24 protein-coding genes are annotated in these 24,872 nt (G+C 59.5%); 13 read left to right on the top strand and 11 right to left on the bottom strand.

The annotated features are described in order from the left end of the window. Positions 1-75 precede the first annotated feature (75 nt). On the top strand, positions 76-1,365 hold the full coding sequence (gene uraA / locus AFK67_RS15030) for a uracil permease (RefSeq protein WP_007721224.1): 1,290 nt from the start codon (positions 76-78) through the stop codon (positions 1,363-1,365). 96 nt (positions 1,366-1,461) lie between these two features. Beyond that, positions 1,462-2,163, top strand: a complete 702-nt coding sequence (locus AFK67_RS15025) for a DnaA inactivator Hda (protein WP_071601059.1) — start codon at positions 1,462-1,464, stop codon at positions 2,161-2,163. Positions 2,164-2,215: 52 nt separating this feature from the next. Here AFK67_RS15025 and arsC read toward each other — a convergent pair whose 3' ends face one another. Continuing rightward, positions 2,216-2,572 carry an arsenate reductase (glutaredoxin) gene (gene arsC / locus AFK67_RS15020; RefSeq protein WP_007721227.1) on the bottom strand — a complete coding sequence of 119 codons (357 nt, stop codon included), beginning with the start codon at positions 2,570-2,572 and terminating at the stop codon, positions 2,216-2,218. A gap of 11 nt (positions 2,573-2,583) precedes the next feature. Further along, a complete protein-coding gene (bepA, locus tag AFK67_RS15015) occupies positions 2,584-4,050 on the bottom strand; it encodes a beta-barrel assembly-enhancing protease (RefSeq protein WP_007721229.1) in 1,467 nt (488 codons plus the stop codon). Between the two features lie 223 nt (positions 4,051-4,273). Between bepA and AFK67_RS15010 the strand changes: the two genes are divergently transcribed. Further along, positions 4,274-5,338: an AI-2E family transporter gene (locus tag AFK67_RS15010; RefSeq protein ID WP_007721231.1), complete on the top strand. Its 1,065-nt coding sequence runs from the start codon at positions 4,274-4,276 to the stop codon at positions 5,336-5,338. A gap of 108 nt (positions 5,339-5,446) precedes the next feature. Here AFK67_RS15010 and bcp read toward each other — a convergent pair whose 3' ends face one another. After that, positions 5,447-5,917: a thioredoxin-dependent thiol peroxidase gene (gene bcp, locus AFK67_RS15005; protein WP_032967181.1), complete on the bottom strand. Its 471-nt coding sequence runs from the start codon at positions 5,915-5,917 to the stop codon at positions 5,447-5,449. A gap of 2 nt (positions 5,918-5,919) precedes the next feature. After that, entirely contained in the window at positions 5,920-6,489 is a 570-nt protein-coding gene (locus AFK67_RS15000) for a glycine cleavage system transcriptional repressor (protein WP_007721234.1), read from the bottom strand. 147 nt (positions 6,490-6,636) lie between these two features. Here AFK67_RS15000 and dapA point away from each other — a divergent pair, with 147 nt between their 5' ends. The 6 genes from dapA to ypfH all read left to right on the top strand — a co-directional run bounded on the left by dapA (position 6,637) and on the right by ypfH (position 13,215). Continuing rightward, a complete protein-coding gene (gene dapA, locus AFK67_RS14995) occupies positions 6,637-7,515 on the top strand; it encodes a 4-hydroxy-tetrahydrodipicolinate synthase (protein WP_007721236.1) in 879 nt (292 codons plus the stop codon). 16 nt (positions 7,516-7,531) lie between these two features. Then, the gene (gene bamC, locus AFK67_RS14990) at positions 7,532-8,566 is read left to right on the top strand and encodes an outer membrane protein assembly factor BamC (RefSeq protein ID WP_007721238.1); all 1,035 of its coding nucleotides are present in this window, start codon (positions 7,532-7,534) and stop codon (positions 8,564-8,566) included. 129 nt (positions 8,567-8,695) lie between these two features. Then, positions 8,696-9,409 (top strand): phosphoribosylaminoimidazolesuccinocarboxamide synthase, encoded by a 714-nt coding sequence (purC, locus tag AFK67_RS14985; RefSeq protein WP_007721240.1) that lies wholly within the window; start codon positions 8,696-8,698, stop codon positions 9,407-9,409. A 130-nt stretch (positions 9,410-9,539) separates the two neighbouring features. Next, positions 9,540-10,400 carry a KPN_02809 family neutral zinc metallopeptidase gene (gene ypfJ, locus AFK67_RS14980; RefSeq protein ID WP_032967183.1) on the top strand — a complete coding sequence of 287 codons (861 nt, stop codon included), beginning with the start codon at positions 9,540-9,542 and terminating at the stop codon, positions 10,398-10,400. Between the two features lie 9 nt (positions 10,401-10,409). Further along, positions 10,410-12,431, top strand: a complete 2,022-nt coding sequence (locus AFK67_RS14975; protein WP_038883080.1) for a tRNA(Met) cytidine acetyltransferase TmcA — start codon at positions 10,410-10,412, stop codon at positions 12,429-12,431. A gap of 85 nt (positions 12,432-12,516) precedes the next feature. After that, positions 12,517-13,215, top strand: coding sequence for an esterase (ypfH, locus tag AFK67_RS14970; protein ID WP_038883083.1), 699 nt, complete (start codon positions 12,517-12,519; stop codon positions 13,213-13,215). A 74-nt stretch (positions 13,216-13,289) separates the two neighbouring features. Here the strand turns inward: ypfH and AFK67_RS14965 are convergent, their stop codons facing one another. The 4 genes from AFK67_RS14965 to AFK67_RS14950 all read right to left on the bottom strand — a co-directional run bounded on the left by AFK67_RS14965 (position 13,290) and on the right by AFK67_RS14950 (position 15,531). Beyond that, positions 13,290-13,478: a YpfN family protein gene (locus AFK67_RS14965; protein ID WP_007717584.1), complete on the bottom strand. Its 189-nt coding sequence runs from the start codon at positions 13,476-13,478 to the stop codon at positions 13,290-13,292. A 28-nt stretch (positions 13,479-13,506) separates the two neighbouring features. Then, positions 13,507-14,634, bottom strand: a complete 1,128-nt coding sequence (gene dapE, locus AFK67_RS14960; RefSeq protein ID WP_007717587.1) for a succinyl-diaminopimelate desuccinylase — start codon at positions 14,632-14,634, stop codon at positions 13,507-13,509. A 4-nt stretch (positions 14,635-14,638) separates the two neighbouring features. Next, positions 14,639-14,995: an ArsC family reductase gene (locus tag AFK67_RS14955; protein ID WP_007717588.1), complete on the bottom strand. Its 357-nt coding sequence runs from the start codon at positions 14,993-14,995 to the stop codon at positions 14,639-14,641. 104 nt (positions 14,996-15,099) lie between these two features. Further along, positions 15,100-15,531, bottom strand: coding sequence for a GNAT family N-acetyltransferase (locus tag AFK67_RS14950; RefSeq protein WP_038883085.1), 432 nt, complete (start codon positions 15,529-15,531; stop codon positions 15,100-15,102). Between the two features lie 196 nt (positions 15,532-15,727). On the opposite strand from AFK67_RS14950, the gene ypfM reads away from it, so the two are divergent. Further along, positions 15,728-15,787 (top strand): protein YpfM, encoded by a 60-nt coding sequence (ypfM, locus tag AFK67_RS22945; protein ID WP_100207200.1) that lies wholly within the window; start codon positions 15,728-15,730, stop codon positions 15,785-15,787. A gap of 109 nt (positions 15,788-15,896) precedes the next feature. On the opposite strand, the gene acrD is transcribed toward ypfM, so the two are convergent. Both acrD and narP read right to left on the bottom strand, forming a co-directional pair. Beyond that, positions 15,897-19,013, bottom strand: a complete 3,117-nt coding sequence (acrD, locus tag AFK67_RS14945) for a multidrug efflux RND transporter permease AcrD (protein WP_038883087.1) — start codon at positions 19,011-19,013, stop codon at positions 15,897-15,899. A 137-nt stretch (positions 19,014-19,150) separates the two neighbouring features. After that, positions 19,151-19,795 (bottom strand): nitrate/nitrite response regulator protein NarP, encoded by a 645-nt coding sequence (narP, locus tag AFK67_RS14940; RefSeq protein WP_032966894.1) that lies wholly within the window; start codon positions 19,793-19,795, stop codon positions 19,151-19,153. A 243-nt stretch (positions 19,796-20,038) separates the two neighbouring features. Between narP and nudK the strand changes: the two genes are divergently transcribed. The 3 genes from nudK (at position 20,039) to AFK67_RS14925 (ending at position 22,809) form a co-directional block, all read left to right on the top strand. Then, the gene (gene nudK / locus AFK67_RS14935) at positions 20,039-20,614 is read left to right on the top strand and encodes a GDP-mannose pyrophosphatase NudK (RefSeq protein ID WP_007717622.1); all 576 of its coding nucleotides are present in this window, start codon (positions 20,039-20,041) and stop codon (positions 20,612-20,614) included. 131 nt (positions 20,615-20,745) lie between these two features. Next, entirely contained in the window at positions 20,746-21,789 is a 1,044-nt protein-coding gene (locus AFK67_RS14930) for a DUF1176 domain-containing protein (RefSeq protein ID WP_007717624.1), read from the top strand. A gap of 75 nt (positions 21,790-21,864) precedes the next feature. Further along, positions 21,865-22,809, top strand: coding sequence for a hypothetical protein (locus tag AFK67_RS14925; protein ID WP_032966896.1), 945 nt, complete (start codon positions 21,865-21,867; stop codon positions 22,807-22,809). A 54-nt stretch (positions 22,810-22,863) separates the two neighbouring features. On the opposite strand, the gene tkt is transcribed toward AFK67_RS14925, so the two are convergent. Further along, a complete protein-coding gene (gene tkt, locus AFK67_RS14920) occupies positions 22,864-24,858 on the bottom strand; it encodes a transketolase (RefSeq protein WP_007717630.1) in 1,995 nt (664 codons plus the stop codon). Positions 24,859-24,872: the final 14 nt, after the last annotated feature.

Genomic DNA, 24,872 nt, shown 5'->3' with positions numbered 1-24,872 from the left:
TGAGCCGACTTTATAGTCGGCTTTTTTTTGGTCCGAAACGCAACATTTGCACACAACAACACGTGAGGAAATACTATGACGCGCCGTGCTATCGGGGTAAGTGAACGTCCGCCGCTCTTACAAACTATCCCGCTTAGTTTGCAGCACCTGTTCGCCATGTTTGGCGCAACCGTGCTGGTGCCCATCCTGTTTCATATCAACCCGGCCACCGTACTGCTGTTTAACGGCATTGGGACGCTGCTGTATCTCTTTATCTGTAAAGGAAAAATCCCGGCGTATCTGGGCTCAAGCTTTGCGTTTATCTCCCCGGTGTTGCTGCTGCTGCCGCTCGGTTATGAGATGGCGCTCGGCGGGTTTATCGTCTGCGGCGTGCTGTTCTGCGTGGTGGCGCTGATTGTGAAAAAAGCGGGCACCGGCTGGCTGGACGTCATGTTCCCGCCCGCCGCGATGGGCGCTATCGTCGCGGTGATCGGGCTTGAGCTTGCGGGTGTCGCGGCCAACATGGCGGGCCTGCTGCCGGCCGATGGCCAGACGGCGGACTCCACGACCATTACGATTTCGCTGGTGACGCTGGCGGTGACGGTCTTCGGCTCGGTGCTGTTCCGCGGCTTCCTGGCGATTATCCCGATCCTTATCGGCGTGCTGGCGGGCTACGCGCTCTCCTTTGCGATGGGCGTCGTGGACACCACGGCTATCGCCAATGCTCACTGGTTCGCGCTGCCGACGTTCTACACGCCGCGCTTTGAGTGGTTCGCCATCTTCACCATTCTGCCTGCGGCGCTGGTAGTGATTGCCGAGCACGTCGGCCACCTGGTGGTGACGGCGAATATCGTGAAAAAAGATCTGATCCGCGATCCGGGTCTGCACCGTTCGATGTTTGCGAACGGTTTCTCGACCATCATCTCCGGTTTCTTCGGCTCTACGCCGAACACCACGTACGGCGAAAACATCGGCGTCATGGCGATCACCCGGGTTTACAGCACCTGGGTTATCGGCGGCGCGGCGATTATCGCGATCCTGCTCTCCTGCGTCGGCAAACTGGCGGCGGCTATCCAGATTATCCCGGTGCCGGTCATGGGCGGCGTGTCTCTGCTGCTGTACGGCGTAATCGGCGCTTCCGGTATTCGCGTGCTGATTGAATCCAAAGTGGATTACAGCAAAGCGCAGAACCTGATCCTGACCTCGGTTATCCTGATAATCGGCGTCAGCGGCGCGAAAGTGCACGTTGGCGCGGCCGAGCTGAAAGGCATGGCGCTGGCCACGATCGTGGGCGTGGCGTTAAGCCTTATTTTCAAACTTATCAGCGTATTGCGCCCGGAAGAGACCGTGCTTGACGCCGATGAGCCTGAAAAACCGGCCCACTGATCCTCCCGCCGGGCGGCGCTGTCCGCCCGGTTCAACAGCGAAGCGATTGTGTGATAGACTCAATGCGTTTTTTCGCAAGTCCTTGAAGAGGTCCTTCTGAACACACCGGCACAGCTCTCCTTGCCGCTCTGGCTGCCCGATGACGAAACGTTTGCCAGCTTCTGGCCGGGCGACAACCCCTCTTTATTAGCCGCACTCCAGACGATGCTGCGTCACGACCGCAGCGGCTACATCTATTTCTGGTCCCGTGAGGGCGGTGGGCGCAGCCATCTGCTGCATGCCGCCTGCGCCGAGCTGTCGCAACGCGGAGACGCGGTCGGCTACGTGCCGCTGGATAAACGCACCTGGTTTGTGCCGGAAGTGCTGGAAGGCATGGAGCAACTTTCGCTGGTGTGCATCGACAATATCGAGTGCATCGCGGGCGACGAGCTCTGGGAAATGGCGATTTTCAATCTCTACAACCGCATTCTGGAGTCGGGCAATACCCGACTGCTGATAACCGGCGATCGGCCGCCGCGCCAGCTGAACCTCAGGCTGCCGGATCTCGCCTCGCGCCTCGACTGGGGGCAAATATACCGGCTGCAGCCGCTCTCCGACGACGATAAGCTCCAGGCGTTGCAGCTGCGCGCGCGGATGCGTGGGTTTGAGCTACCGGAGGATGTGGGGCGGTTCCTGTTAAAACGCCTCGATCGTGAAATGCGCACGCTGTTCCTGACGCTCGATCAGCTCGATCGCGCATCGATCAGCGCGCAGCGTAAACTGACGATCCCGTTTGTGAAAGATACGCTCGGGCTCTGACACCCGCGTTAAGAAAGAAAAACGCCGCAGGGGCTCCCCGCGGCGTTTTTTATCAGAGGATCTCCAGCACCTGCTCCGGCGGACGGCCCAGGCGGGCTTTGCCGCGACTCACCACGATCGGGCGCTCGATAAGCTTCGGGTTCTCGACCATCGCCTGGATCAGCGCGGCGTCGTCAAGCGACGCGTCGCCGAGGTTCAGCGTCTTGTAAAGCTCTTCTTTGGTACGCATCAGCTCGCGCGGATGGCTAAACCCCAGCTGCTGCATCAGCGTTTTGATGGTTGCCGCATCCGGCGGCGTTTCCAGATAAAGCAGCACTTCCGGCTCGATACCGCGTTCGGTAAGCAGGTTCAGGGTTTCGCGGCTCTTGGAGCAGCGCGGGTTATGGTAAATCGTCACGTCCCGGGACATGGTCTCTCCTGTTACATTTTTTCGTAAGGGCGGAAGCGTTGCTGCAGCTGGCGGAGCTGGTCAATACGCGCGTCGTAGCGCGCCTGTTGCAGACTGCCAAGCTTCACCTGCGAGCTGGCGCTGCTGAGCAGCGTAATCGCCTGATCGAGTTTGCCCAAAAGCGCCATCACTTCGGCGCGCGCCGCCAGCTCCTGATCGCGATTGCCAAGCGCCGCCTGCGCCTGGGCCAGCAGATCCCAGCCGTTGGTATCGTCAGGCCAGCTGAAGGTGTAGCGGTTAAGTATCGTCACCGCCTGCGCGGGCTGGCTGCCCTCCAGATACGCGTTAGCGAGGTTCAGCTGCAACACCGGATTGGCTTTCAGGTCCGGCGCGCTTTTCAGGCGGTCGATCGCTTCCTGGGCTTTGTGCTCGCCAAGCGAAATATCGGTGGCGAGGTCGAGATACCAGGCGTTGCCCGGCTGGGCGCGCAACAGCGGCTCCAGCTGCTGGCGCGCCTCGGCGAAGCGTTTATCCTGCATCGCCTGGAGGGCGCGGCCATACTGCGCGGCGTGCTGCTCGCGCTGGTTGCCTTTAGCAAGTGTCTCCAGCAGATCGCCGGTCAGCTGGTTACGCCCTGAGTTATACATGCCGAGCGTGCGCACTTTCGCCATGTAAAACGCTTCGGAGGATTGCGATACCACCGGGCGCATCTGGTTGGCGCGGTTGCGGGCATCCGCAAGACGGCTTTCCGGCAGCGGGTGGGTGAGCAGAATTTCCGGCGGGCGCGTCGAGTAGCGCGCCTGATCCAGCAGTTTTTCAAGGAACGTCGGCATCGCCTGCGGATCAAAACCCGAACGTTGCAGCACCAGGATGCCGATGCGGTCGGCTTCTTGTTCGTTCTGCTGGGTAAAACTGATAAGGCCCTGCTGCGTGCCGGCAAGCGTGCCGGTCAGCGCCGCCATACCCGCCTGCGGGCTCGCCATCGCCAGCAGAATCGAGCCGAGCGCGCCTACCCAGGTGAGCGGGGCGTTGCGCTTTTGATCTTCCATCGCGCGCGCCAGATGGCGCTGGGTGACGTGAGAAATTTCATGCGCCATGACCGAGGCGAGCTGGCTTTCGTTATCGGCATAGCGGAACAGCGCCGAGTGCAGCACGACGTTACCGCCGAAAAAGGCGAAGGCGTTAATCTCGTCGTTATTGATGAGATAGAAGTGGAAAGGGGTTTTTACCGAGTCGGCGTGCGCAACCAGGCGCATGCCCAGCCCGTTGATATATTGCACCAGCAGCGGGTCGTTAATCAGCGGCGCGCTGCCGCGCAGCTGACGCACATAATAGTCGCCCATCTGCAGTTCCTGACCGATGGAGAGCGTGCTGCCCGCCGAGGTGCCCATATCCGGCAAACTGTCGGCCGGATCGGCGGCCCAGGCTGGCGCAAGCGAGCCTGCCAGCGTGGCGCCGATAAGTGTTGCAACCAGTGTCGTTTTCAACTGCCTGAACATAGCCTCTTTCCCGTCTGTAGAGAGTCTTTTTTGACCCGCCCGGCACCGCTTTGTTCATTATGCGCGTCCGGATCGGCAATCCATTTTACCCATGCGTCGGGAAATCATATTCATCCATTGGCGGGTTGTCTTGCAGGGGGCATAAAAATCACGGTCTTTTTTGTGACATTTCGATACAATTCGCCCTCGCGCCCGCGTCGTCACCCGTCAGGGAAGGTATTTTATGCTTGAAATGTTCGCACAGTGGTATCGCCGTCGCTTCAGCGACCCGGAGGCGATAGCGCTACTGGGGATCCTGGTCGCCGGTTTTTGTATTCTCTTCTTCCTGCACGGTTTACTGGCGCCGCTGCTGGTTGCCATCGTACTCGCCTATCTACTGGAGTGGCCCACCTCCCGATTACAGCGTATCGGCTGTTCGCGCGGGCTCGCCGCGACGCTTGTGCTGGTGCTGTTTATCGGCATTGTGCTGGTGATGGCATTCGTGGTGGTGCCGGTGGCCTGGCAGCAGGGAATTAACCTGATTCGCGATATCCCCGGCATGCTTAACAAGCTCTCCGATTTCGCGGCGACGCTGCCGAAGCGTTTTCCGGCGCTGATGGATGCGGGCATTATCGACGCCATCGCTGAGAACATGCGCACCCGCATCATTACGCTTGGCGATTCCGTCGTGAAATATTCGCTCGCGTCGCTGGTAGGGCTGCTGACGCTTGCTATCTATTTAATCCTGGTGCCGCTGATGGTGTTTTTCCTTGTGAAAGACAAAGAGCAACTGCTGAGCGCGGTGCGCCGCGTGCTGCCGCGCAACCGCGGTCTCGCAGGCCAGGTGTGGGAAGAGATGAACCAGCAGATAACCAACTACATTCGCGGCAAAGTGCTGGAAATGATTGTGGTCGGCGTCGCCACCTGGATTGGTTTTTTGATTTTCGGGCTTAACTATTCGCTGCTGTTATCGGTGCTGGTCGGCATTTCAGTGCTGATCCCGTATATCGGCGCGTTTGTGGCGACTATTCCGGTCGTCTGCGTGGCGCTGTTTCAGTTTGGTATGGGCACCGAGTTCTGGAGCTGTTTTGCGGTCTATCTGATTATTCAGGGGCTCGATGGCAACGTGCTGGTGCCGGTGCTGTTTTCCGAAGCGGTGAATCTGCATCCGCTGGTGATTATTCTATCCGTGGTGATTTTCGGCGGACTGTGGGGGTTCTGGGGCGTTTTCTTTGCTATCCCGCTCGCCACACTCGTTAAAGCGGTGGTGCACGCCTGGCCGGAGACGTCACCCGGCGTGGAAGAGTAACGGCGCGGTATTGGTGGGATGCCGGGTGGCGCTGCGCTGACCCGGCCTGCGTAGACATGCAGTGTGACGCTTCGCTTACCCGGCAAGGCAGGGTAAGCGATAACCCGCTCAGGCGCTCTCTTTCAGCCAGGCCAGCACGACGTCGTGGTGGTTGCTGGTTTTGAAGTCGTTAAAGACATGTTCGACTTTGCCATCGGCGTCTATCAAAAAGCTGATGCGGTGAATGCCGTCGTAGGTTTTGCCCATAAAGGATTTTTCACCCCAGACGCCAAACTGTTCGCTCACCTGATGATCTTCATCCGAGAGCAGCGTGAAGTTAAGCAGCTCTTTTTCAGCGAAACGCGAGAGCTTTTCGGGTTTATCGGTGCTAATGCCCAGCACTTCAACGCCCGCTTTTTTCAGGTCATCCATATTATCGCGCAGCCCGCATGCCTGGACGGTGCAGCCCGGCGTCATGGCTTTGGGATAGAAATAAACCAGAACACGCTGCCCCTGGAAGTCGGTCAAATTTACTTGTTCACCATCCTGATCGGGCAAGCTAAATTTCGGTGCGATATCACCGGCTTTCAGTGGATTCATCACTACACTCCATCCTGTTCATCTTGCTGTGGGTAATTCACCACGCTAATAGTGCCTTGTGCCCCAAGGTCTGTACAGAGTTGACGAAAGGGCTGTTCGATAATCGTCGCATCCTGAGAAGCCGGACTGTGCGCCGTTATTTGAATATAGAGCTGGGCGGACTTATTTTCCTGCGCAGGCTGCGTGCGTGAGATAAGTTCCGCGATATTCATGTCGTGAGAGTGGAACAGTTCGGTGAAGCGCTCAATCAGATGCGGCGAGTCCTCGACCTCCACCTGCACCCAGACGGACGCCGGCATCGCCTGGCGCGGCCGGGCGGTGGTGCGTTTCATCACAATCAGCAGATCCAGCTCGGCGCCCTTAAGCGGCAGCGTGGATTCAATCAGCGTAATGGCGTTCCAGCTGCCGGACAGCAGCATGATGAACGTGAACTCCTCTCCCAGCATCGCCAGACGGCTATCTTCGATATTGCAGCCGCAACTGCTGACATGGCGGGTGATAGTGTTAACGATACCCGAGCGGTCGGCTCCCAGCGCGGTAATAACCAGATAATGGGGGGATGAGGATGTCAAACCTGTGCTTCCTGTTGAAACGGTGAATTAATCCTTAGGAAACCATAAAAAAATCCGCCATACAACCGCATAGCGCGCCCTGGCCGCTTGCTTTTATTACGGCACCAAACGTACCATTGAGCCACAAGTTTGCACTGAGGATGGCCAATGTTCACGGGAAGTATTGTCGCGCTTATCACGCCGATGGATGAAAAAGGTAATGTCTGCCGGTCGAGCCTGAAAAAACTGATTGATTACCATGTCGCTAACGGAACGTCAGCGATTGTATCGGTAGGGACTACCGGGGAATCCGCTACGCTCAGCCATGATGAACACGCTGAGGTGGTGATGATGACGCTGGAACTCGCCGACGGGCGCATTCCGGTTATCGCAGGCACCGGCGCGAACGCCACTTCCGAGGCCATCAGCCTCACTCAGCGTTTCAACGACAGCGGCATCGCCGGCTGCCTGACCGTCACGCCGTATTACAACCGTCCGACCCAGGAAGGGCTGTTCCAGCATTTTAAAGCTATCGCGGAGCATACCGACCTGCCGCAGATCCTCTATAATGTGCCGTCCCGTACCGGTTGCGATATGCTGCCGGAAACCGTTGGCCGTCTGGCGAAGATTAAAAATATTGTCGGTATCAAAGAGGCGACCGGGAACTTAAGTCGCGTTCACTTGATCAAAGAGCTGGTCGCTGATGATTTCGTGCTGTTAAGCGGCGATGACGCCACGGCGATGGATTTCATGCAGCTTGGCGGTCATGGGGTGATTTCGGTCACCACTAACGTGGCGGCGCGCGATATGGCCGATATGTGTCGGCTCGCGGCAGAAGGGAAGTTTGACGATGCGCGCATCATCAACCGTCGTCTGATGCCTTTGCACCATAAATTATTTGTCGAACCCAATCCGATCCCGGTGAAATGGGCCTGTAAGGAGTTGGGACTTGTGGCGACCGATACGCTGCGCCTGCCAATGACGCCGATCACCGATATGGGTCGCGACGCTGTTGGTTCCGCGCTTAAGCATGCCGGCCTGCTGTAAAGTTTAGGGAGATTTGATGGCTTACTCAGTACAGAAGTCGCGTGTGGCGAAAGTAGCAACCGTATCGCTGGTGATGCTGCTTGCCGCCTGTAGTTCCGATTCGCGCTACAAGCGTCAGGTGAGCGGCGACGAGTCCTATCTGGACGCGGCTCCGCTGGCAGAACTGCATGCTCCGGCCGGGATGATCCTGCCGGTGCAGAACGGCGACTATAACATTCCGGCCACCCGTACCAACGGCCCGGTCGGCAAGCAGCTTGATATTCGCCCGCCGACGCAGCCGCTGGCGCTGGTGAGTGGCGCACGCACCCAGTTCACGGGCGACACCGCCTCGCTGTTGCTGGAAAGCGGCCGTAACGGTGCGCTTTGGCCGCAGGTCGTAAGCGTAGTGCAATCGCTCAATTACACCATTGAGAAACGCGACGACGCCTCCCAGACGCTCAACACCGACTGGGTACAGTGGAACCGCGCCGATGAAGACCAGCAGTATCGCGGTCGTTATCAGGTCAGCGTGAAGCCGCAGGGCTACCAGCAGGCGCTGGTCGTGAAGCTGGTGAATCTTGAGCAGGATGGCAAACCGGTCGCCGATACCGCGTCGCTGCAGCGTTACAGCGCGGAAATGCTGAACGCTATCGCCTCCGGGCTTGATAAAAACGACACCGCGCGTCAGAACGTCGCCGATAACCGTACCGCGTCGCAAATCGACGTGACCAGCGGCGCCGACGATGTCGGTCTGCCGGTGCTGGTGGTTCGCGCGCCGTTTAACGCCGTGTGGAACCGCCTGCCGGATACGCTCGCGAAAGTCGGTATGAAAGTGACCGATTCCACGCGTTCAACGGGCAGCGTCGCCGTGACCTACAAAGCGCTGTCTGACAGCGACTGGCAGGCGCTGGGCGCACGCGATCCGGGCCTCTCCAATGGCGATTACAAACTCCAGGTCGGCGATTTAGACAACCGCACCAGCCTGCAGTTTATCGACCCGAAAGGCCATACGCTGACCCAGTCGCAGAACGACGCGCTGGTCGCTGCCTTCCAGGCCGCATTCAGCAAGTAATACTCAAGGCCGGATCGCTCCGGCCTTTTTTTCTGACGTCGACGCAAACGTGTGCGTCGCCAGAATCTCGCGAATTTTGTGATAAATCATCAGGCCGCGCGAGCGGTCACCATACCTGGAGTAATAAAGATGCAAAAGCAAGCTGAGTTGTATCGTGGCAAAGCGAAAACCGTCTACAGCACCGAAAATCCGGATCTGTTGGTACTCGAATTCCGCAATGATACGTCAGCAGGCGACGGCGCCCGCATTGAGCAGTTTGACCGCAAGGGAATGGTGAACAACAAGTTTAACTATTTCATCATGAGCAAACTGGCCGAAGCGGGCATCCCGACGCAAATGGAACAGCTGCTTTCCGATACCGAAGCGCTGGTGAAAAAGCTCGACATGGTGCCGGTGGAGTGTGTTATCCGCAACCGCGCGGCGGGCTCGCTGGTCAAGCGTCTTGGCATTGAAGAGGGCATCGAGCTTAACCCGCCACTGTTCGACCTGTTCCTGAAAAACGACGCCATGCACGATCCGATGGTCAACGAATCCTACTGCGAAACCTTCGGCTGGGTAAGCCAGGAAAACCTCGCGCGTATGAAAGAACTGACCTACAAAGCCAACGACGTGCTGAAAAAGCTCTTTGACGACGCGGGTCTCATCCTGGTCGACTTTAAGCTGGAGTTTGGTCTGTTCAAGGGTGAAGTCACGCTAGGCGATGAATTCTCGCCGGACGGCGCGCGTCTGTGGGATAAACAGACCATGGATAAAATGGATAAAGACCGCTTCCGCCAGAGCCTCGGCGGCCTGATTGAAGCCTATGAAGAAGTGGCGCGCCGTCTTGGCGTAAACCTCGACTGATCCCCGTTTTGCTCGCCTCTTACGCAGGGTACGGCTTGTACCCTGCGCCTTCCCCCGTTTTCTTATGGTAAAGCGCGCCTGAACCACCTACGATCAATATCATAGCGATTGATAATGACGAGGTCAGAGTATGCGTTGGCAAGGACGTCGCGAAAGCGACAACGTCGAAGACAGACGAAACAGCAGTTCGCCGATGACGGGCGGACGTGGCTTGCGCCTGCCTGCCGGTAAGGGCGGGCTGGTGCTGCTGGTGATTGTCGTGGTGGCAAGCTATTACGGTGTGGATCTCACAGGGCTTATCTCCGGCGGCGCGCCGGTGAGCCAGCAGACGTCACGCTCCATCAGCCCGAACGAGGACGAGGCGGCGAAATTCACCTCGGTTATCCTGGCCACCACCGAAGAGAGCTGGGGCCAGCAGTTCCAGAAAATGGGGCGCACGTATCAGGACCCGAAACTGGTCATGTATCGCGGCGCGACCCGCACCGGATGCGGCACCGGCCAGTCGGTCATGGGGCCGTTCTACTGCCCTGCGGACAGCACGGTCTACATTGACCTCTCCTTCTATGACGAAATGAAACAGAAGCTTGGTGCCGACGGCGACTTCGCACAGGGCTACGTCATCGCGCACGAAGTGGGGCATCACGTCCAGAAGCTGCTCGGCATCGAGCCGAAGGTACGCCAGCTCCAGCAGAACGCGTCGCAGACTGAAGTGAACCGCCTGTCGGTGCGCCTGGAGTTACAGGCGGACTGCTTCGCGGGCGTCTGGGGCAACGCCATGCAGAAAGAGGGCGTGCTGGAAACCGGCGATCTCCAGGAGGCGCTGAATGCCGCGCAGGCTATCGGCGACGACCGTCTCCAGCAGCAGAGCCAGGGCCGCGTGGTGCCGGACAGCTTCACGCATGGCACCTCCGATCAGCGCTACAGCTGGTTTAAACGCGGTTTTGACAGCGGCGATCCGGCCCAGTGCAACACCTTCGGTAACGCGCTGTAACATAAGGCGATGGTCGTGAAAGAGAGTATCGCCGCGCTGACGGCGCAGATGGACGCGGCGGGCATTCGCCGCCTGCTGGTGTTAAGCGGCGATGAAGCGTGGAGTTCGCAGCAGGCGCAGCTGCTCGCGGGTAGCCTGCCGGGCGACTGGCTCTGGGTGGGTAGCGCGCCGGAAATGGCGCTCAACGTCGCACCGGGCGCTATCAACACCCTACTGGGTCGCGAATATCTGCATGCGGTGTTTGACGCCCGCAGCGGTTTTGACGCCGCCGCCTTCGCGGCGCTCGCAGGTACGCTGAAAGCCGGCAGCTGGCTGGTGCTTCTGGCGCCGCCGTGGGCGGCCTGGCCCACGCGCGTTGATAACGACGCCTGCCGCTGGAGCGACAGCCGCGAGCCTATCGCCACTCCACACTTTATTCATCATCTCCAGCGCCTTTTTGCGCACGACCCGGACGTGGTCTGCTGGCGGCAGGAGCAGCCGCTGCATATCGCGGCACGGCCCGAGCGCCCGGCATGGCGACCGGCCAGCGGCGAGCCGCAGCACGAACAGGCGCAACTGCTCAACGAACTGTTAACGACCCACAACGGCGTGACGGCGATCACCGCCGCGCGGGGGCGCGGGAAATCGGCACTGGCCGGTATGTTCATTCGCGCGCTGCCGGGCAGGGCGCTGGTTACCGCGCCGACCCGCGCGTCGGCGGACGTTATCGCCGCCCACGCGGGCGATAAATTCCAGTTTATGGCCCCGGACGCGCTGCTGGCGGCGCAGGAGGCGGGGACGCTCGCGCCCGGCGACTGGCTGGTGATTGACGAAGCCGCCGCGCTGCCCGGCCCGCTGCTGCAAAAGCTTATCCGGGCGTTTCCCGCCACGCTTCTGACCAGCACTATTCAGGGCTATGAAGGCACCGGGCGCGGTTTTTTACTGAAATTCTGCGCCGGTATCGACGGCCTGCGCTATCGCAGCCTGAACGCGCCGGTGCGCTGGGCGCAGGACGATCCGCTGGAGCGGCTGGTCAGCGAGGCGCTGCTGTTCGAGGACGACGATTTTGTCGTAACACCCGCGGGGCCGGTCAGCCTCTGTCGCGTTCAGCAGGCCGACTGGCAGACGGCGCCCGCCCGCGCGGCCTCGGTCTACCGGCTGCTTGCGGGCGCGCACTACCGCACCTCGCCGCTCGATCTGCGCCGTATGATGGATGCGCCCGGTCAGCGGTTTTTTGCGGCGTGCGCGGGTGACGACACCGTCGGCGCGCTGTGGCTGGTGGAAGAGGGCGGCCTTGAGGCGGCGCTGAGCCAGGCGGTGTGGGCCGGTTTCCGCCGTCCGCGCGGCAATCTGGTCGCGCAGTCGCTCGCGGCGCACGGCGGCGACCCACTCGCCGCCACGCTGCGCGGGTTGCGCGTCAGCCGCGTGGCGGTTCATCCAGGCCGCCAGCGCGAAGGGATTGGCCAGCGGCTGATTGCGCAGGCGCGTGAACAGGCCGCGGGCCGCGTTGATTATCTCTCCGTCAGTTTCGGGTATACGCCCGCGCTGTGGCGTTTCTGGCAGCGATGCGGTTTTACGCTGGTGCGTATTGGCAGCCACCGCGAGGCCAGCAGCGGCTGTTATAACGCGATGGCATTGCTGCCGCTGACAGACGCAGGCGCACGGCTCGCCGATGCCGAACATCAGCGCCTGGCGCGTGACGCAGACGCGCTTCAGCGCTGGGTGGACGAGCCTCTGCCGCTGTCGCCTGCCCACCAGGCTACCCTTAATGAGGATGACTGGTTAGCGCTCGCGGGTTTTGCGTTCGCCCATCGGCCGCTGGAAACCTCGCTCGGCCCGCTGTACCGGCTGCTTGACGCAAGCCCGCAGGCGTTACAGGCCCTGCGCGGGCGGCTGGAGCGGCAAACGCCGGTCGAGGCATTGTGCCGTCAGCTCAGGCTGTCCGGACGCAAAGCGCTACTGGCGGCGCAGCGACAGGAGACTGCGCTCGCGTTGCAGTCGCTCGATGGCGCGCGCGCCGCAGCGCTAAACGCGCAGATATTGCAATGGTAATTTTTCCACTAAGTCCATCAATACATTGCAATGGTCATCCGTTCAGGCCGGCGTAAACTGGCTGTAACCCATGAAGGAGAGTGCCATGAGACATGATCATTTTGTGGTTCAGAGCCCTGAACTGCCTGCCAGACAACTGCTGCTACTGTTCCACGGCGTCGGGGATAACCCGGTGGCGATGGGCGAGATAGGCAGTTGGTTCGCGCCGCTCTTCCCGGATGCGCTGGTGGTCAGCGTCGGCGGGCCCGCGCCGAGCGGCCCGGCACCTGGCCGCGAGTGGTTTCCCGTGCAGGGCGTCACCGAGACGAACCGCCAGCAGCGCGTGGATGAGATAATGCCCACGTTTATCGACACCGTGCGCCAGTGGCAGCGCGAAAGCGGCGTCAGCCCGGCGGCGACGGCGCTAATCGGGTTTTCGCAGGGCGCTATCATGGTGCTGGAAGGCGTGAAAGCCGAGCCGGGCCTGGCCTCGCGCGTGATAGCCTTTAACGGACGCTTCGCCGAGCTGCCCACGGCGGCAAGCACCGCGACCACCATACATCTCATCCACGGCGAGGATGACGAGGTCATTGACGCCCGTTACGCCCAGGCGGCGGCGGATGCGCTGCAGCGCGCTGGCGGTGACGTGACGCTGGATATCGTTGAGGATCTGGGCCATGCGATTGATAACCGCAGCATGCAGCTGGCGCTCGACCATCTGCGATATACCGTGCCGAAGCACTATTTCGATGAGGCGTTAAGCGGCGGTAAACCGGGCGATGACGACGTGATACCGATGATATAAGGCGGGATAAGGCGACGGAACGCTCCGTCAGGCGTCGCGCCTGACGGAGGGAGAAGAGAGAAGTAAGCAGGCGCTTACTTCTTCTTCGGCCAGTCGTCTTCGTCGTCCCACTTGTCGTTAAAATCGCGGTGGGGCGGCAGGTCCGGGCGGTTATCCATAAATTTCTTATGATCCACCCGTTTTAAGTCTTTAATCACGTTCAGCAGGACGCCGAGCAGAAACACCAGCACCAGCACCCACCAATATTTTCCAAGCCATTCCATGACGTCATCCTCGTTGGTGAAGCGCTCATCAGGCGACGAGCTGCTCCATAATGCGTTGATACATACGGGCCAGCAGCTGCAGATCGGACGCTTTCACGCATTCGTTGATTTTGTGAATCGTCGCGTTGACCGGTCCGAGCTCGACCACCTGCGCGCCCATGCGCGCGATAAAGCGCCCGTCTGACGTGCCGCCGGTCGTCAGCAGCTGCGGTTTAATTTCATTATAGTGGTGAACGGCATTAACGACCGCATCCACCAGTTTGCCGCGCGCGGTCAAAAACGGCTGGCCGGAGAGCCACCAGTCCAGCGTGTAGCGCAGCTGATATTTATCCAGCAGCGCCGCAACGCGCTGTTTAATCATCTCGTCGGTCAACTCGGTGCTGAAGCGGAAGTTAAACTGCACGTGGAGATCGCCCGGGATCACGTTATTGCTGCCGGTGCCCGCCTGAATATTGGCTATCTGCATGCTGGTCGGCGGGAAAAACTCGTTGCCGCGATCCCACTCGATAGCCACCAGCTCGTTGAGCATCGGCGCGGCGCGGTGCACCGGGTTATCTGCCAGATGCGGATACGCCACGTGCCCCTGCACGCCGTGGATGGTCAGGTTACAGGTCAGCGAGCCGCGACGGCCATTTTTCACCACGTCGCCCACCACTTCGCTGCTGGACGGCTCGCCCACGAGGCAGTAATCGAGACGCTCGCCGCGCGCCATTAACGTTTCCACCACTTTAACCGTGCCGTTCACGGCGCTCGCTTCTTCATCGGACGTTATCAGAAACGCCAGACGCCCGCGATGGTGCGGATGCTGCGCCACAAAGCGCTCGGCCGCCACAACCATCGCCGCCAGCGAACCTTTCATATCCGCAGCGCCGCGGCCAAACAGCATGCCGTCGCGAATAGTCGGTTCAAACGGCGGGTTTATCCAGCGATCGGTATCGCCTGCAGGCACCACATCGGTATGCCCGGCGAACGCCAGCGTTTCGCCGTTGCCGCGCCATGCCCAGAAGTTCTGCGTATCGCCAATAAGCATCGGCTCTACCGTGAACCCGACCGCGCGTAGCCGCTCAATCAACAGCGCCTGGCAACCCGCGTCATCGGGGCTAAGGGAAGGGCGACGAATAAGCTGCTGCGTCAGCTCAATAACCGGGCAAGACATAACACTAGACCTCGTTAAAATAGTGCTGGTACGTGGATTCGCTAAAACCAAGCAGCATAGGCTTACCCGGCGCGCAGAGCAATGGTCGTTTAATCATGGCGGGCATTTCCAGCATCAGCGCGCACGCGTGGTCGGCGTCGGTAATCGCCGCGCGGCGGGCATCGTCGAGCTTACGCCAGGTGGTGCCGCGCGTATTCAGCAGCGCCTCCCATCCCAGTTCAGCGATGAATTTATGCATCAGTTGTGCATCAAGGCCGTCGGTGCGGTAGTCATGAAACTGATAGGCAATCTGCTGGCTTTCTAACCAGCGTCGCGCTTTTTTAATGGTGTCGCAGTTCTTGATGCCGTACATTACGACCATATTTGAATCCTTTTGTCTGAAATCCGCTGACTTAAACAAATTATTAGAATAGATAACAGGTGAAACAGTAGCCTGCTAATATAACCCATCATTCACAAACATGCTTAACGTATATAACCCTGCTGATACATTTTGAATAATTTTTCATCGCTCGCGCAGACCATTCCGCTGGTCAATTCGCGGAATTGATATTTTTTATAAAAAGAGACTTTATCTAAAACGGCATAGATAAAAACTTTACCAAAAGGTAAAAGCTTTTCGAGAATGTCGTCCATTAACTGATTGCCAAAACCACGTCCCTGATAATCGGGATCGACAACAATATCCGCCACATAGCTCGACCAGGTCAGATCGCTAATCGCATGCGCCGTCGCTATCAGTTTTCCCTCGTAAAACCCATACCAGCAAAAGGTACTGTTGGTGTAAGAGCGCTCCACCTCGTGTGGCGCGCGCGCGCCAAGCCCGGCACGCTCAATCAGCGTGGCGAGCGCCTGCCAGTCGGGGTTTCCACTATTGTCGCGGGTCATAATAAGCATGCTTAGTTATTCCTCAATCGATAAAAATTTGTCGAATATTGCCTGGCGTCACATTACCGATAACTTATCCTCGTCATATTGAATTCAGTGCCGATAACAAATACATGAAGGGAGCTTATCAATTCGATTGGTTAAAGTATCTTCACTCCGGGCCGATATTTTTGTATCATGCAAACAATAATAAAGAGAGGTTATTATGATTGAACATGAACTGGGGAACTGGAAAGACTTTATTGAAGCAATGCTTCGTAAATAAATCCAGACATTAGCAAGAGCACATCGCTTTTATAGACACACAGCAGTGACTTCACTCACTGAAACTACCAAAAGGCGGCCTTCACAGGTCGCCTTTTTCTTTATAGCGCTTACTCCTCAGGCGCGGGGCGCAGCGGAAACCGCCTGCGGATCAACACAAAGAACAGCGGCACGAAGAAAATCGCCAGCAGCGTCGCCGAGATCATGCCGCCCATCACGCCGGTGCCGACCGCATGCTGGCTGGCGGAGCCCGCGCCGCTGCTGGTCACCATCGGCAGAACGCCGAAAATAAACGCCAGCGATGTCATCAGGATCGGGCGCAGACGCTGGCGGCACGCATCGAGCGTGGCGGCGATAAGCTCGTGGCCTTTACTGTTCATCTCGTTTGCGAATTCGACAATCAATATCGCGTTCTTGGCGGAAAGCCCAATCACGGTCAGCAGCCCCACCTGAAAATAGACGTCGTTTTCAAGCCCGCGCAGCCAGGTGGCGAGGAGCGCGCCGATAACGCCGAGCGGCACCACCAGCATCACCGAGAACGGCACTGTCCAGCTCTCATAGAGGGCGGCGAGACACAGGAACACCACCAGCAGCGACAGCGCGTAAAGCGCGGGGGCCTGTGCGCCGGAGAGCCGCTCCTGATACGACATCGCGGTCCATTCAAGGCCAAAGCCGGTCGGCAGCTGGCTGACCAGTTTTTCCATCACATCCATCGCGGTGCCGGTACTGACGCCAGGCGCTGCCTCGCCGACAATCTCCAGCGCCGAGTAACCGTTGTAGCGCTCAAGGCGCGGCGAACCGGTCTCCCAGCGCGACGTGGCGAAAGCCGAGAACGGCACCATCTCGCCCGCCTGATTACGCACATACCAGCGGTTGATATCGTCCGGCAGCATCCGGTATTTCGCGGCGGACTGCACATAGACCTTCTTCACGCGCCCGCGATCCATAAAGTCATTCACATAGCTTGAACCCCACGCCGTTTGTAGCGTGTCGTTAATATCGTCGATGGAAACGCCAAGCGCCTGCGCTTTGCGCTGGTCGATATCAATCTGCAACTGCGGGCTGTCATCGAGGCCGTTGTGGCGCACGCGGGTCAGCGCCGGATCTTTGCTCGCCATATCGAGCAGACGGTCGCGCGCCTGCATCAGCGCGTCATGGCCGAGCCCGGCGTGATCCTGCAGCTCCATATCAAACCCGGCGGAGCTCCCGAGGCCGCTGATGGCGGGCGGGCTGCTCGCAAACACGCGCGCCTCGTTAACGTGGCGAAAGGCGCGGGTGGCGCGCTCGATTATCGCGTCTGCGCTGCCCTGGTCTGCATCGCGCGCTTCCCACGGTTTCAGGCGGACAAATAGACGCGCCACGTTCTGGCCGTTGCCGCCAGGGCCGGAGCCGACGGTTGCGAACACCGAGGCGACGTTGGCTTTTTCTTTCTCAAAGAAATAGCGCTCCACCTTCTGCACTACTTTCAGCGTCTGCTGCTGGGTTGCGCCCGGCGGCAGCTGTACCGAGGTGATAAACATCCCGCGATCTTCCTGCGGCAAAAACGAGGTCGGCAGGCGCAGAAACAGAAACACCATACCGCCCAGTAGCAGCGCGTAAATCACTATCCAGCGCAGGCTACGGTGCACTATCTTCCCGACTGCCGATTCATAGCGCCGCGCGCTGCGCTCGAAGGAGCGGTTAAACCAGGCGAAAAAGCCGCGCGAGCCGTGATGCTCGCCTTTTTTTAGCGGCTTAAGCAGCGTGGCGCACAGGGCCGGGGTGAGGATCATCGCCACCAGCACCGACAGCACCATCGAGGAGACAATGGTGACAGAGAACTGGCGGTAAATCGCGCCGGTGGTGCCGCCGAAAAACGCCATGGGAATAAACACCGCCGACAGCACCATCGCGATGCCCACCAGCGCGCCCTGGATCTGGCCCATCGATTTGCGCGTGGCGGCGCGCGGCGACAGCCCCTCTTCGCTCATGATGCGCTCGACGTTCTCCACCACCACGATGGCGTCGTCCACCAGCAGCCCTATCGCCAGCACCATCGCGAACATCGTCAGCGTGTTGATGCTGTAACCGAAGCTGTAGAGCACCGCGAACGTGCCGAGCAGCACGACCGGCACCGCGATAGTCGGGATCAGCGTGGCGCGGAAATTCTGCAAGAAGAGATACATCACCAGAAACACCAGCGCGATGGCTTCGAGCAGGGTTTTGACGACGTCGGTAATAGAGGCTTTGACAAACGAGGTGGTCTCATAGGCCACCTTATATTCCAGCCCGTGCGGGAAATAATGCGACAGCTCATCAAGTCGGTTCAGCACCAGCTGCGCGGTTGCCATCTCGTTGGCGCCGGAGGCAAGCTTCACGCCGAGTCCCGACGCCGCTTTGCCGTTGTAGCGGCTCAGATTGTCATACTTTTCCGCGCCCATCTCGACGGTCGCGACATCGCCGAGCGTCACGGTCGAGCCGTCCTGATTCACGCGAAGCGTAATGGCGCGAAACTGTTCGGGGGTCTGCAACAGCGACTGGGCATTAATGGTGGCGTTCAGCGCCTGGTTATCCACCGACGGCGTGCCGCCAAGCTGGCCGACCGCTATCTGGCTGTTCTGGGATTTAATCGCCGCCACCACGTCGGCGGTGGTGAGCTGAAAGCTCGTGAGCTTGTCGGGGTCGAGCCAGATGCGCATCGCGTACTGCGAGCCGTAGGCGTCGATATCGCCCACGCCGTTGATGCGGCTCAGCGGCTCCTGAATATTGCTCGCCACATAGTCGGCGATATCCTGCTTATCCATGCTGCCGTCAGTGGAGACGAACGCGATGGTCAGGATATTGGTATCGCCGGTTTTGCGCACCGTCACGCCCTGCGTCTGTACGGCCTGCGGCAGCTTACGCAGCGCCGATTGCAGTTGGTTTTGCACCTGCTGCACCGCTTCATCCGGGTCGGTGCCGGCTTTAAAGTTCAGCGTGACCGACGCCTGACCGGTGGCGCTGCTCTGCGAGGACATATACATCAGGTTGTCGAGGCCGGTCATGTTCTGCTCGATGACCTGGGTGACGGTATTTTCCAGCGTCTGGGCGGAAGCGCCGGGGTAGTTGGCGGTAATGCGCACGTTAGGCGGCGCGAGTTCGGGATATTGCTCAACGGGCAGTGAAAAAATCGCCATCGTGCCGGTCAGGCAGATGAGGATCGCCAGCACCCACGCAAAAATCGGGCGATCGATAAAAAAATTCGCCATGCGAGTCAGGACCTCTTAAATGCTTCGCGTCGTTATTATTGGTAGCCGCAATCACTGTAGCCCCAGGCGGCGGGGCAAACGTGGAGAAAAAAAGGAGATAATGTAAATTATCTTGCGAATCATGCGCCCGCCGGGGCTTATGCGCCACGGGATTCGAAAAACAGAACCGTCGCCGCGACGCGTGAGCGCACGTTAAGTTTGCGCAGTAAATTACGAATGTGCACTTTTACCGTTTCTTCCGAGATGTGCAGCGTGGAGGCTATCTGTTTATTCGACAAACCGCGCGCCACCTCCTGCAATACGTCAAGCTCACGCTCCGTCAGCAGCGCGAACGGCGAGTGGGGTTTTTCGCCGGGCAGGCGCTGGCGCAGATAGGTCTCTACCTGCGCGCTGAATACGCCGTCGCCCGCTGCGCCGTCGCGTATGGCGGCAAGCAACATCTCCGGCTCGCTGTCTTTTAGCAGATAACCGTCAGCGCCCGCGTCCATCACCGCGTACACGTCGCTGCGCGCATCGGAGACCGTCAGCACGATAATCCGCGCGCTCACGCCGTCGCGGCGTAGCAGCGTCAGCGTATCCAGCCCGCTCAGGCCCCGCATATTCAGATCCAGCAGGATAATATCCGGCGTTAACTGATTCGCCAGCGCGATCGCCTCAGCGCCGCCGCTTGCTTCGCCCACCACTTTAAACTGCGCGTCGGTCTCCAGCAGTTGCCGGATGCCGCGGCGCATCAGCGGGTGGTCATCGACGATCATTACGTGCCAGGGGTCAGGTTGCGACATGCTCACTCCGGTTGGGTTATTTTCTTCTGCGCGCCTGCATAAACCATAGCCTGCGCGTCGGCTTTTCCGCCACGCGGTCGCTTTAGCCGCGGTTCCGGTAAGCGTATCGCCGGGCAGGCGCGCGCAATCCGCAGAATATCGTCCATTACGCGCCTGTTCCTGCCTTTACGCCGTCCGCCGGGGGCGACAAATGGCGTCGCGGGTCGTACTATTCACCCAATACCAGGCGTTTATGGAGTCGCTATGTCGTTAAATGTCGAACTGATTAAAGATAAAATTCTCTCGGAAAACTATTTCGTTCTGCGCAATATTACCTACGATCTGACGCGAAAAGATGGCGAAGTCGTGCGCCACAAGCGGGAAGTCTACGATCGCGGCAACGGTGCCGCCGTGCTGCTGTACAATCGCGAGAAAAAGAGCGTGGTGCTCATCCGCCAGTTCCGTGTCGCGACCTGGGTTAACGGCAACCCGGATGGCATGCTGATTGAGGCCTGCGCTGGTCTTCTGGATGACGATGAGCCGGAAGTCTGCATTCGTAAAGAGGCTATCGAAGAGACGGGCTATCGCGTCAACGCGGCGGAAAAAGTGTTTGAGCTTTATACTTCGCCCGGCGGCGTGACCGAGCTCATCCATCTGTTTATCGCCGAGTATGACGACGCCTCGCGTGCGAATGCGGGCGGCGGCGTGGAAGATGAAGAAATAGAAGTGCTGGAAATGCCGTTCCAGACGGCGCTTGAGCAGGTGAAGCAGGGCGTTATCCGCGATGCGAAAACGGTTCTGCTGCTTCAGTATCTGCAACTGCGCGGAATAATGGATTGATTTGACTCATAAATCAGAAGTGGTATTTCAGATAAATCTATCCGATAAATCCGATTGAGCCGCCCGCGCAGGGCAACGAAGATAGGCGCGTTTCTTCTTTTCGCTGTTAACGCCCGGGATACGCGCCGTCCATGCTTTTTCGTCTGCTGTCACTGCTTAGCTGTTCTCTGCTGTTCGCCTCGCCGCTTTATGCCGCGCCCGCGCAGAAGATCTTCAGCGACTGGCAGGTGACCTGCAATAACCAGAATTTCTGCTCTGCCCGTAATGTAGGCGATCATCAGGATCTCGTGATGACGGTCTCACGCAGCGCGGGTGCGAAAACCGACGCCACGCTTCGCATCGAAGCGGGCAAACCGGAAGCCGCCGTCAGTAAAGCGCCGCCGCTGGCGCCGCGCCTGCTGCTGGATGGCAAAACGCTGACGCCGGCGGGCCATAAGTGGCGCGACGCGCCGCGTCGCCTGTTCACCGACGATCCGTCCACCATCATCGATTTCCTCGATCAGATCAAAGAGTCTTCGGTCATTACGCTCAAAGACGGGCCGGGCCGCCTGTCGCTTGATGGGCTAAAAGCCGCGCTGCTGTTTATCGACGCCCAGCAAAAGCGCGTCGGCAGCGAAACCGCCTGGATTAAAAAGGGCAGTAACCCGCCGCTCAGCGTGCCGCCCGCGCCTGCGATAAAGGGCGTTAAGATAACCAATCCGACCCCGACGCCGCTCTCCCACGACGAGCTTAACGAGCTGCTGGATTACGGCACCTGGCGCATGACTAACAGCCAGTGCTCGCTGGATCCGATGCGCCGCGAAGTGCGTATCTCAGCGCTCTCCGACGACACGGCGCTGATGATAATCAGCTGCGAAGCGGGCGCCTATAACACGGTCGACCTCGCCTGGCTGGTGTCGCGCGAGAAGCCCTTCGCCTCGCGCATGGTGCGACTGCGCCTGCCGTTTGTGCCTGCCGATAAAGAGCAGGAGCTGGAGCTGATGAACGCGAACTTCGATGAAAAAACGAAGGAACTGACCACGCTTTCCAAAGGGCGCGGCCTCGGTGACTGCGGCGTGGCGACGCGCTGGCGCTTTGATGGCCAGCGGTTTCGCCTGGTGCGTTACGCCGAAGAGCCAAGCTGCGACGCCTGGCATGGCCCCGACGCCTGGCCGACGCTCTGGGTAACCCAATAATCGCGCTTCTGGCAGCGCGCGTTTTTGCGTATATTCCTCTGGCTTATCATAACCAAATATAACGGCAGGGAATTTATGGCATTAACACAGGGGCTGCGTGCGCTCTTCGGGCTGGCGCTGGCAGGGTTTACGTTGTCTGCGAGCGCCGTGATGACGCCGCAGGACGAACGCGACGCCAGCGCGCTGATCGCGCGCTGGAACGACTTTAAAAATCATCCCACCGCGCAGGCTGGCGCGTCGCTCTACGGCGAGCAGGTGAGCTGGTACGGCAAAGCGCTCGCGCCTGCGGCGGTCATTGCGGAAAATACCGCTTTCCTGCAAAAACACCCGCACTATACCCAGCGCATCGTCAGCAATATTACGCTTACCGAACAGGACGGGCAGCCGCTCGCCGTGCAGGCTACGTTCGTCAAGCAGGCGGGGCTGGAGGCGCAGACGCCGCGCAACTATCCGGCGCAGCTCACCTTAACGAAACAGGCCGCAGGCTGGCGCATCAGCGAAGAAACCGACTGGATAACCGAAGCCAACCGGCAGAAAACGCGCGATTACCGTCTGGCGGGCGGGCGCTTTAACGGCACGGCGAAAAGCTACGCCTGGCTGACGGCGCACGATCCGAAAACCAACGGCGTATGCGATGAGAGCGGCGACTGCGAGTGCCAGCTCTGGAACAGCGATCCGACGGTGAAACCGGCCTCCATTGCCTCGTGCATCGGCGGCGGCGTAGAGGCGCTCTCAACCCTTGACGACAGCGGGCGCGATCGCGTGCTTATCTACCCGGAGTGGTGGAGCAGCGCCTGGCGGGCGACCTACCTCTATGACGTGCAGCAACAGCAGTGGGTGGAAGCGATCCCTTCGTTTTCGATGAACCTGAACGTGCAGGAAGATGTCGAGGGCAAAACGCTGGTGGCGCGCGACCCGCAGCATCCGGGGCAGGTGATTGTGGCCGAGGCGAAATGGGATGAGAAAACGGAAGATATTGTTATCAGCAAAAGCGCGCAGCCGCTGAAGGTATTGAAGTAAGCCGTACCGCGCGAAATAAAAAAGCCAGCCCATTGGGCTGGCTTTTTTGCAGGCTTATTTGCCGAGGACTTTACGCGCTTTTTCCACGATGTTTTCGACCGTAAAGCCGAAGTACGGGAAGAGTTTCTCGGCAGGCGCTGATTCGCCATAGCCGGTCATGCCGACGATAGCGCCTTTCAGGCCGACATATTTGTACCAGTAGTCGGCGATGCCGGCTTCCACCGCCACGCGCGCGCTAACGTCAGACGGCAGCACCGATTCACGGTACGCCTCATCCTGCGCGTCAAACACGTCGGTCGACGGCAGTGACACCACGCGTACCGCCACGCCGTCACCGCGCAGCTGTTCCGCCGCCTGCACGGTAATCTCCACTTCCGAACCGGTGGCAATGAGGATCAGATCCGGTTTGCCGCCCGCGTCTTTCAGAATGTAGCCGCCGCGCGCCACATCTTTCAACTGCTGCGGCGAGCGCTCAATCTGCGCCAGATTCTGACGGGAGAGGATCAGCGCCGTCGGGCCGTTATGGCGCTCGATAGCGGCTTTCCACGCCACCGCGGTCTCGACCTGGTCGCACGGACGCCAGGTGCTGAAATTCGGCGTCAGGCGCAGGCTCGCGAGCTGCTCCACCGCCTGGTGGGTCGGGCCATCTTCGCCAAGGCCGATAGAGTCATGGGTATAAACCATGATCTGGCGCGCCTTCATCAGCGCCGCCATACGCGCCGCGTTACGGGCGTATTCGACGAACATCAGGAAGGTGGCGGTGTACGGCACAAAGCCGCCGTGGTGGGCGATACCGTTGGCAATCGCCGTCATGCCGAATTCGCGCACGCCGTAGTGAATGTAGTTACCCGCCGGATCTTCTTTGAGCGAGGTCGAACCGGACCAGATAGTCAGGTTGCTGGGCGCGAGATCCGCCGAGCCGCCAAGCAGCTCCGGCAGTACCGGGCCATAGACGTTAAGCGCGTTCTGGGAAGCTTTACGGGAGGCGATTTTCGCCGGTTCCGCCTGCAGTTTTTCAATGTACTGCTGGGTGGTCTGCTGCCAGTTTTCCGGCATCTCGCCGCCCATACGGCGATTAAACTCGGCCGCCAGCTCCGGGTGCGCCTGCTGGTAGGCGGCGAACTTCTCTTTCCAGCTCGCCTCGGCCTGCTGGCCTTTCGCTTTCGCGTCCCAGCCTTTATAGACCTCGTCCGGAATTTCAAACGGCGGGTAGTTCCAGCCGAGCTGTTTGCGGGTCAGCGCCACTTCTTCTTCGCCGAGCGCCGCGCCGTGCGACTCCTCTTTACCCGCTTTGTTCGGCGAGCCGAAGCCAATCACGGTGCGACAGATAATCAGCGACGGTTTATCGGTGACCTGTTTCGCTTCTTCGATGGCGCGCTTGATGGCCTGCGGATCGTGGCCGTCAATTTCATGCACCACGTGCCAGTGATAGGCTTCGAAGCGTTTGGCGGTGTCGTCGGTAAACCAGCCTTCGGTCTCGCCGTCAATGGAGATGCCGTTGTGATCGTAGAAGCCGATCAGCTTGCCGAGCCCCAGCGTTCCCGCGAGCGAGCAGACCTCATGGGAGATGCCTTCCATCAGGCAGCCGTCGCCCATAAACACATAGGTGTTGTGGTCGACGATCTCATGGCCCGGACGGTTAAACTGCGCCGCCAGGGTTTTCTCGGCAATGGCGAGGCCGACCGCGTTCGCGAGCCCCTGACCGAGCGGCCCGGTGGTGGTTTCCACGCCCGGCGTATAGCCGATCTCCGGGTGGCCCGGCGTTTTCGAGTGCAACTGGCGGAAGTTTTTCAGCTCTTCCATCGGCAGATCGTAGCCTGACAGGTGCAGCAGGCTATAGAGCAGCATCGAGGCGTGGCCGTTGGACAGAATAAAACGGTCACGATCATACCAGGTCGGGTTCGTCGGGTTGTGCTTGAGAAAACCGTTCCACAGCACTTCGGCGATATCGGCCATGCCCATCGGGGCGCCGGGGTGGCCGGATTTGGCTTTTTGTACCGCGTCCATGCTGAGCGCGCGGATGGCGTTGGCTAAAAGCTGATGAGACATATTTCTCTCCATGG

Source organism: Cronobacter dublinensis subsp. dublinensis LMG 23823 (assembly GCF_001277235.1).
In the GTDB taxonomy this organism is placed as follows: domain Bacteria; phylum Pseudomonadota; class Gammaproteobacteria; order Enterobacterales; family Enterobacteriaceae; genus Cronobacter; species Cronobacter dublinensis.
Note: the sequence above shows the minus strand (reverse complement) of the source record. Positions and strands in the feature narration are given on the sequence as shown.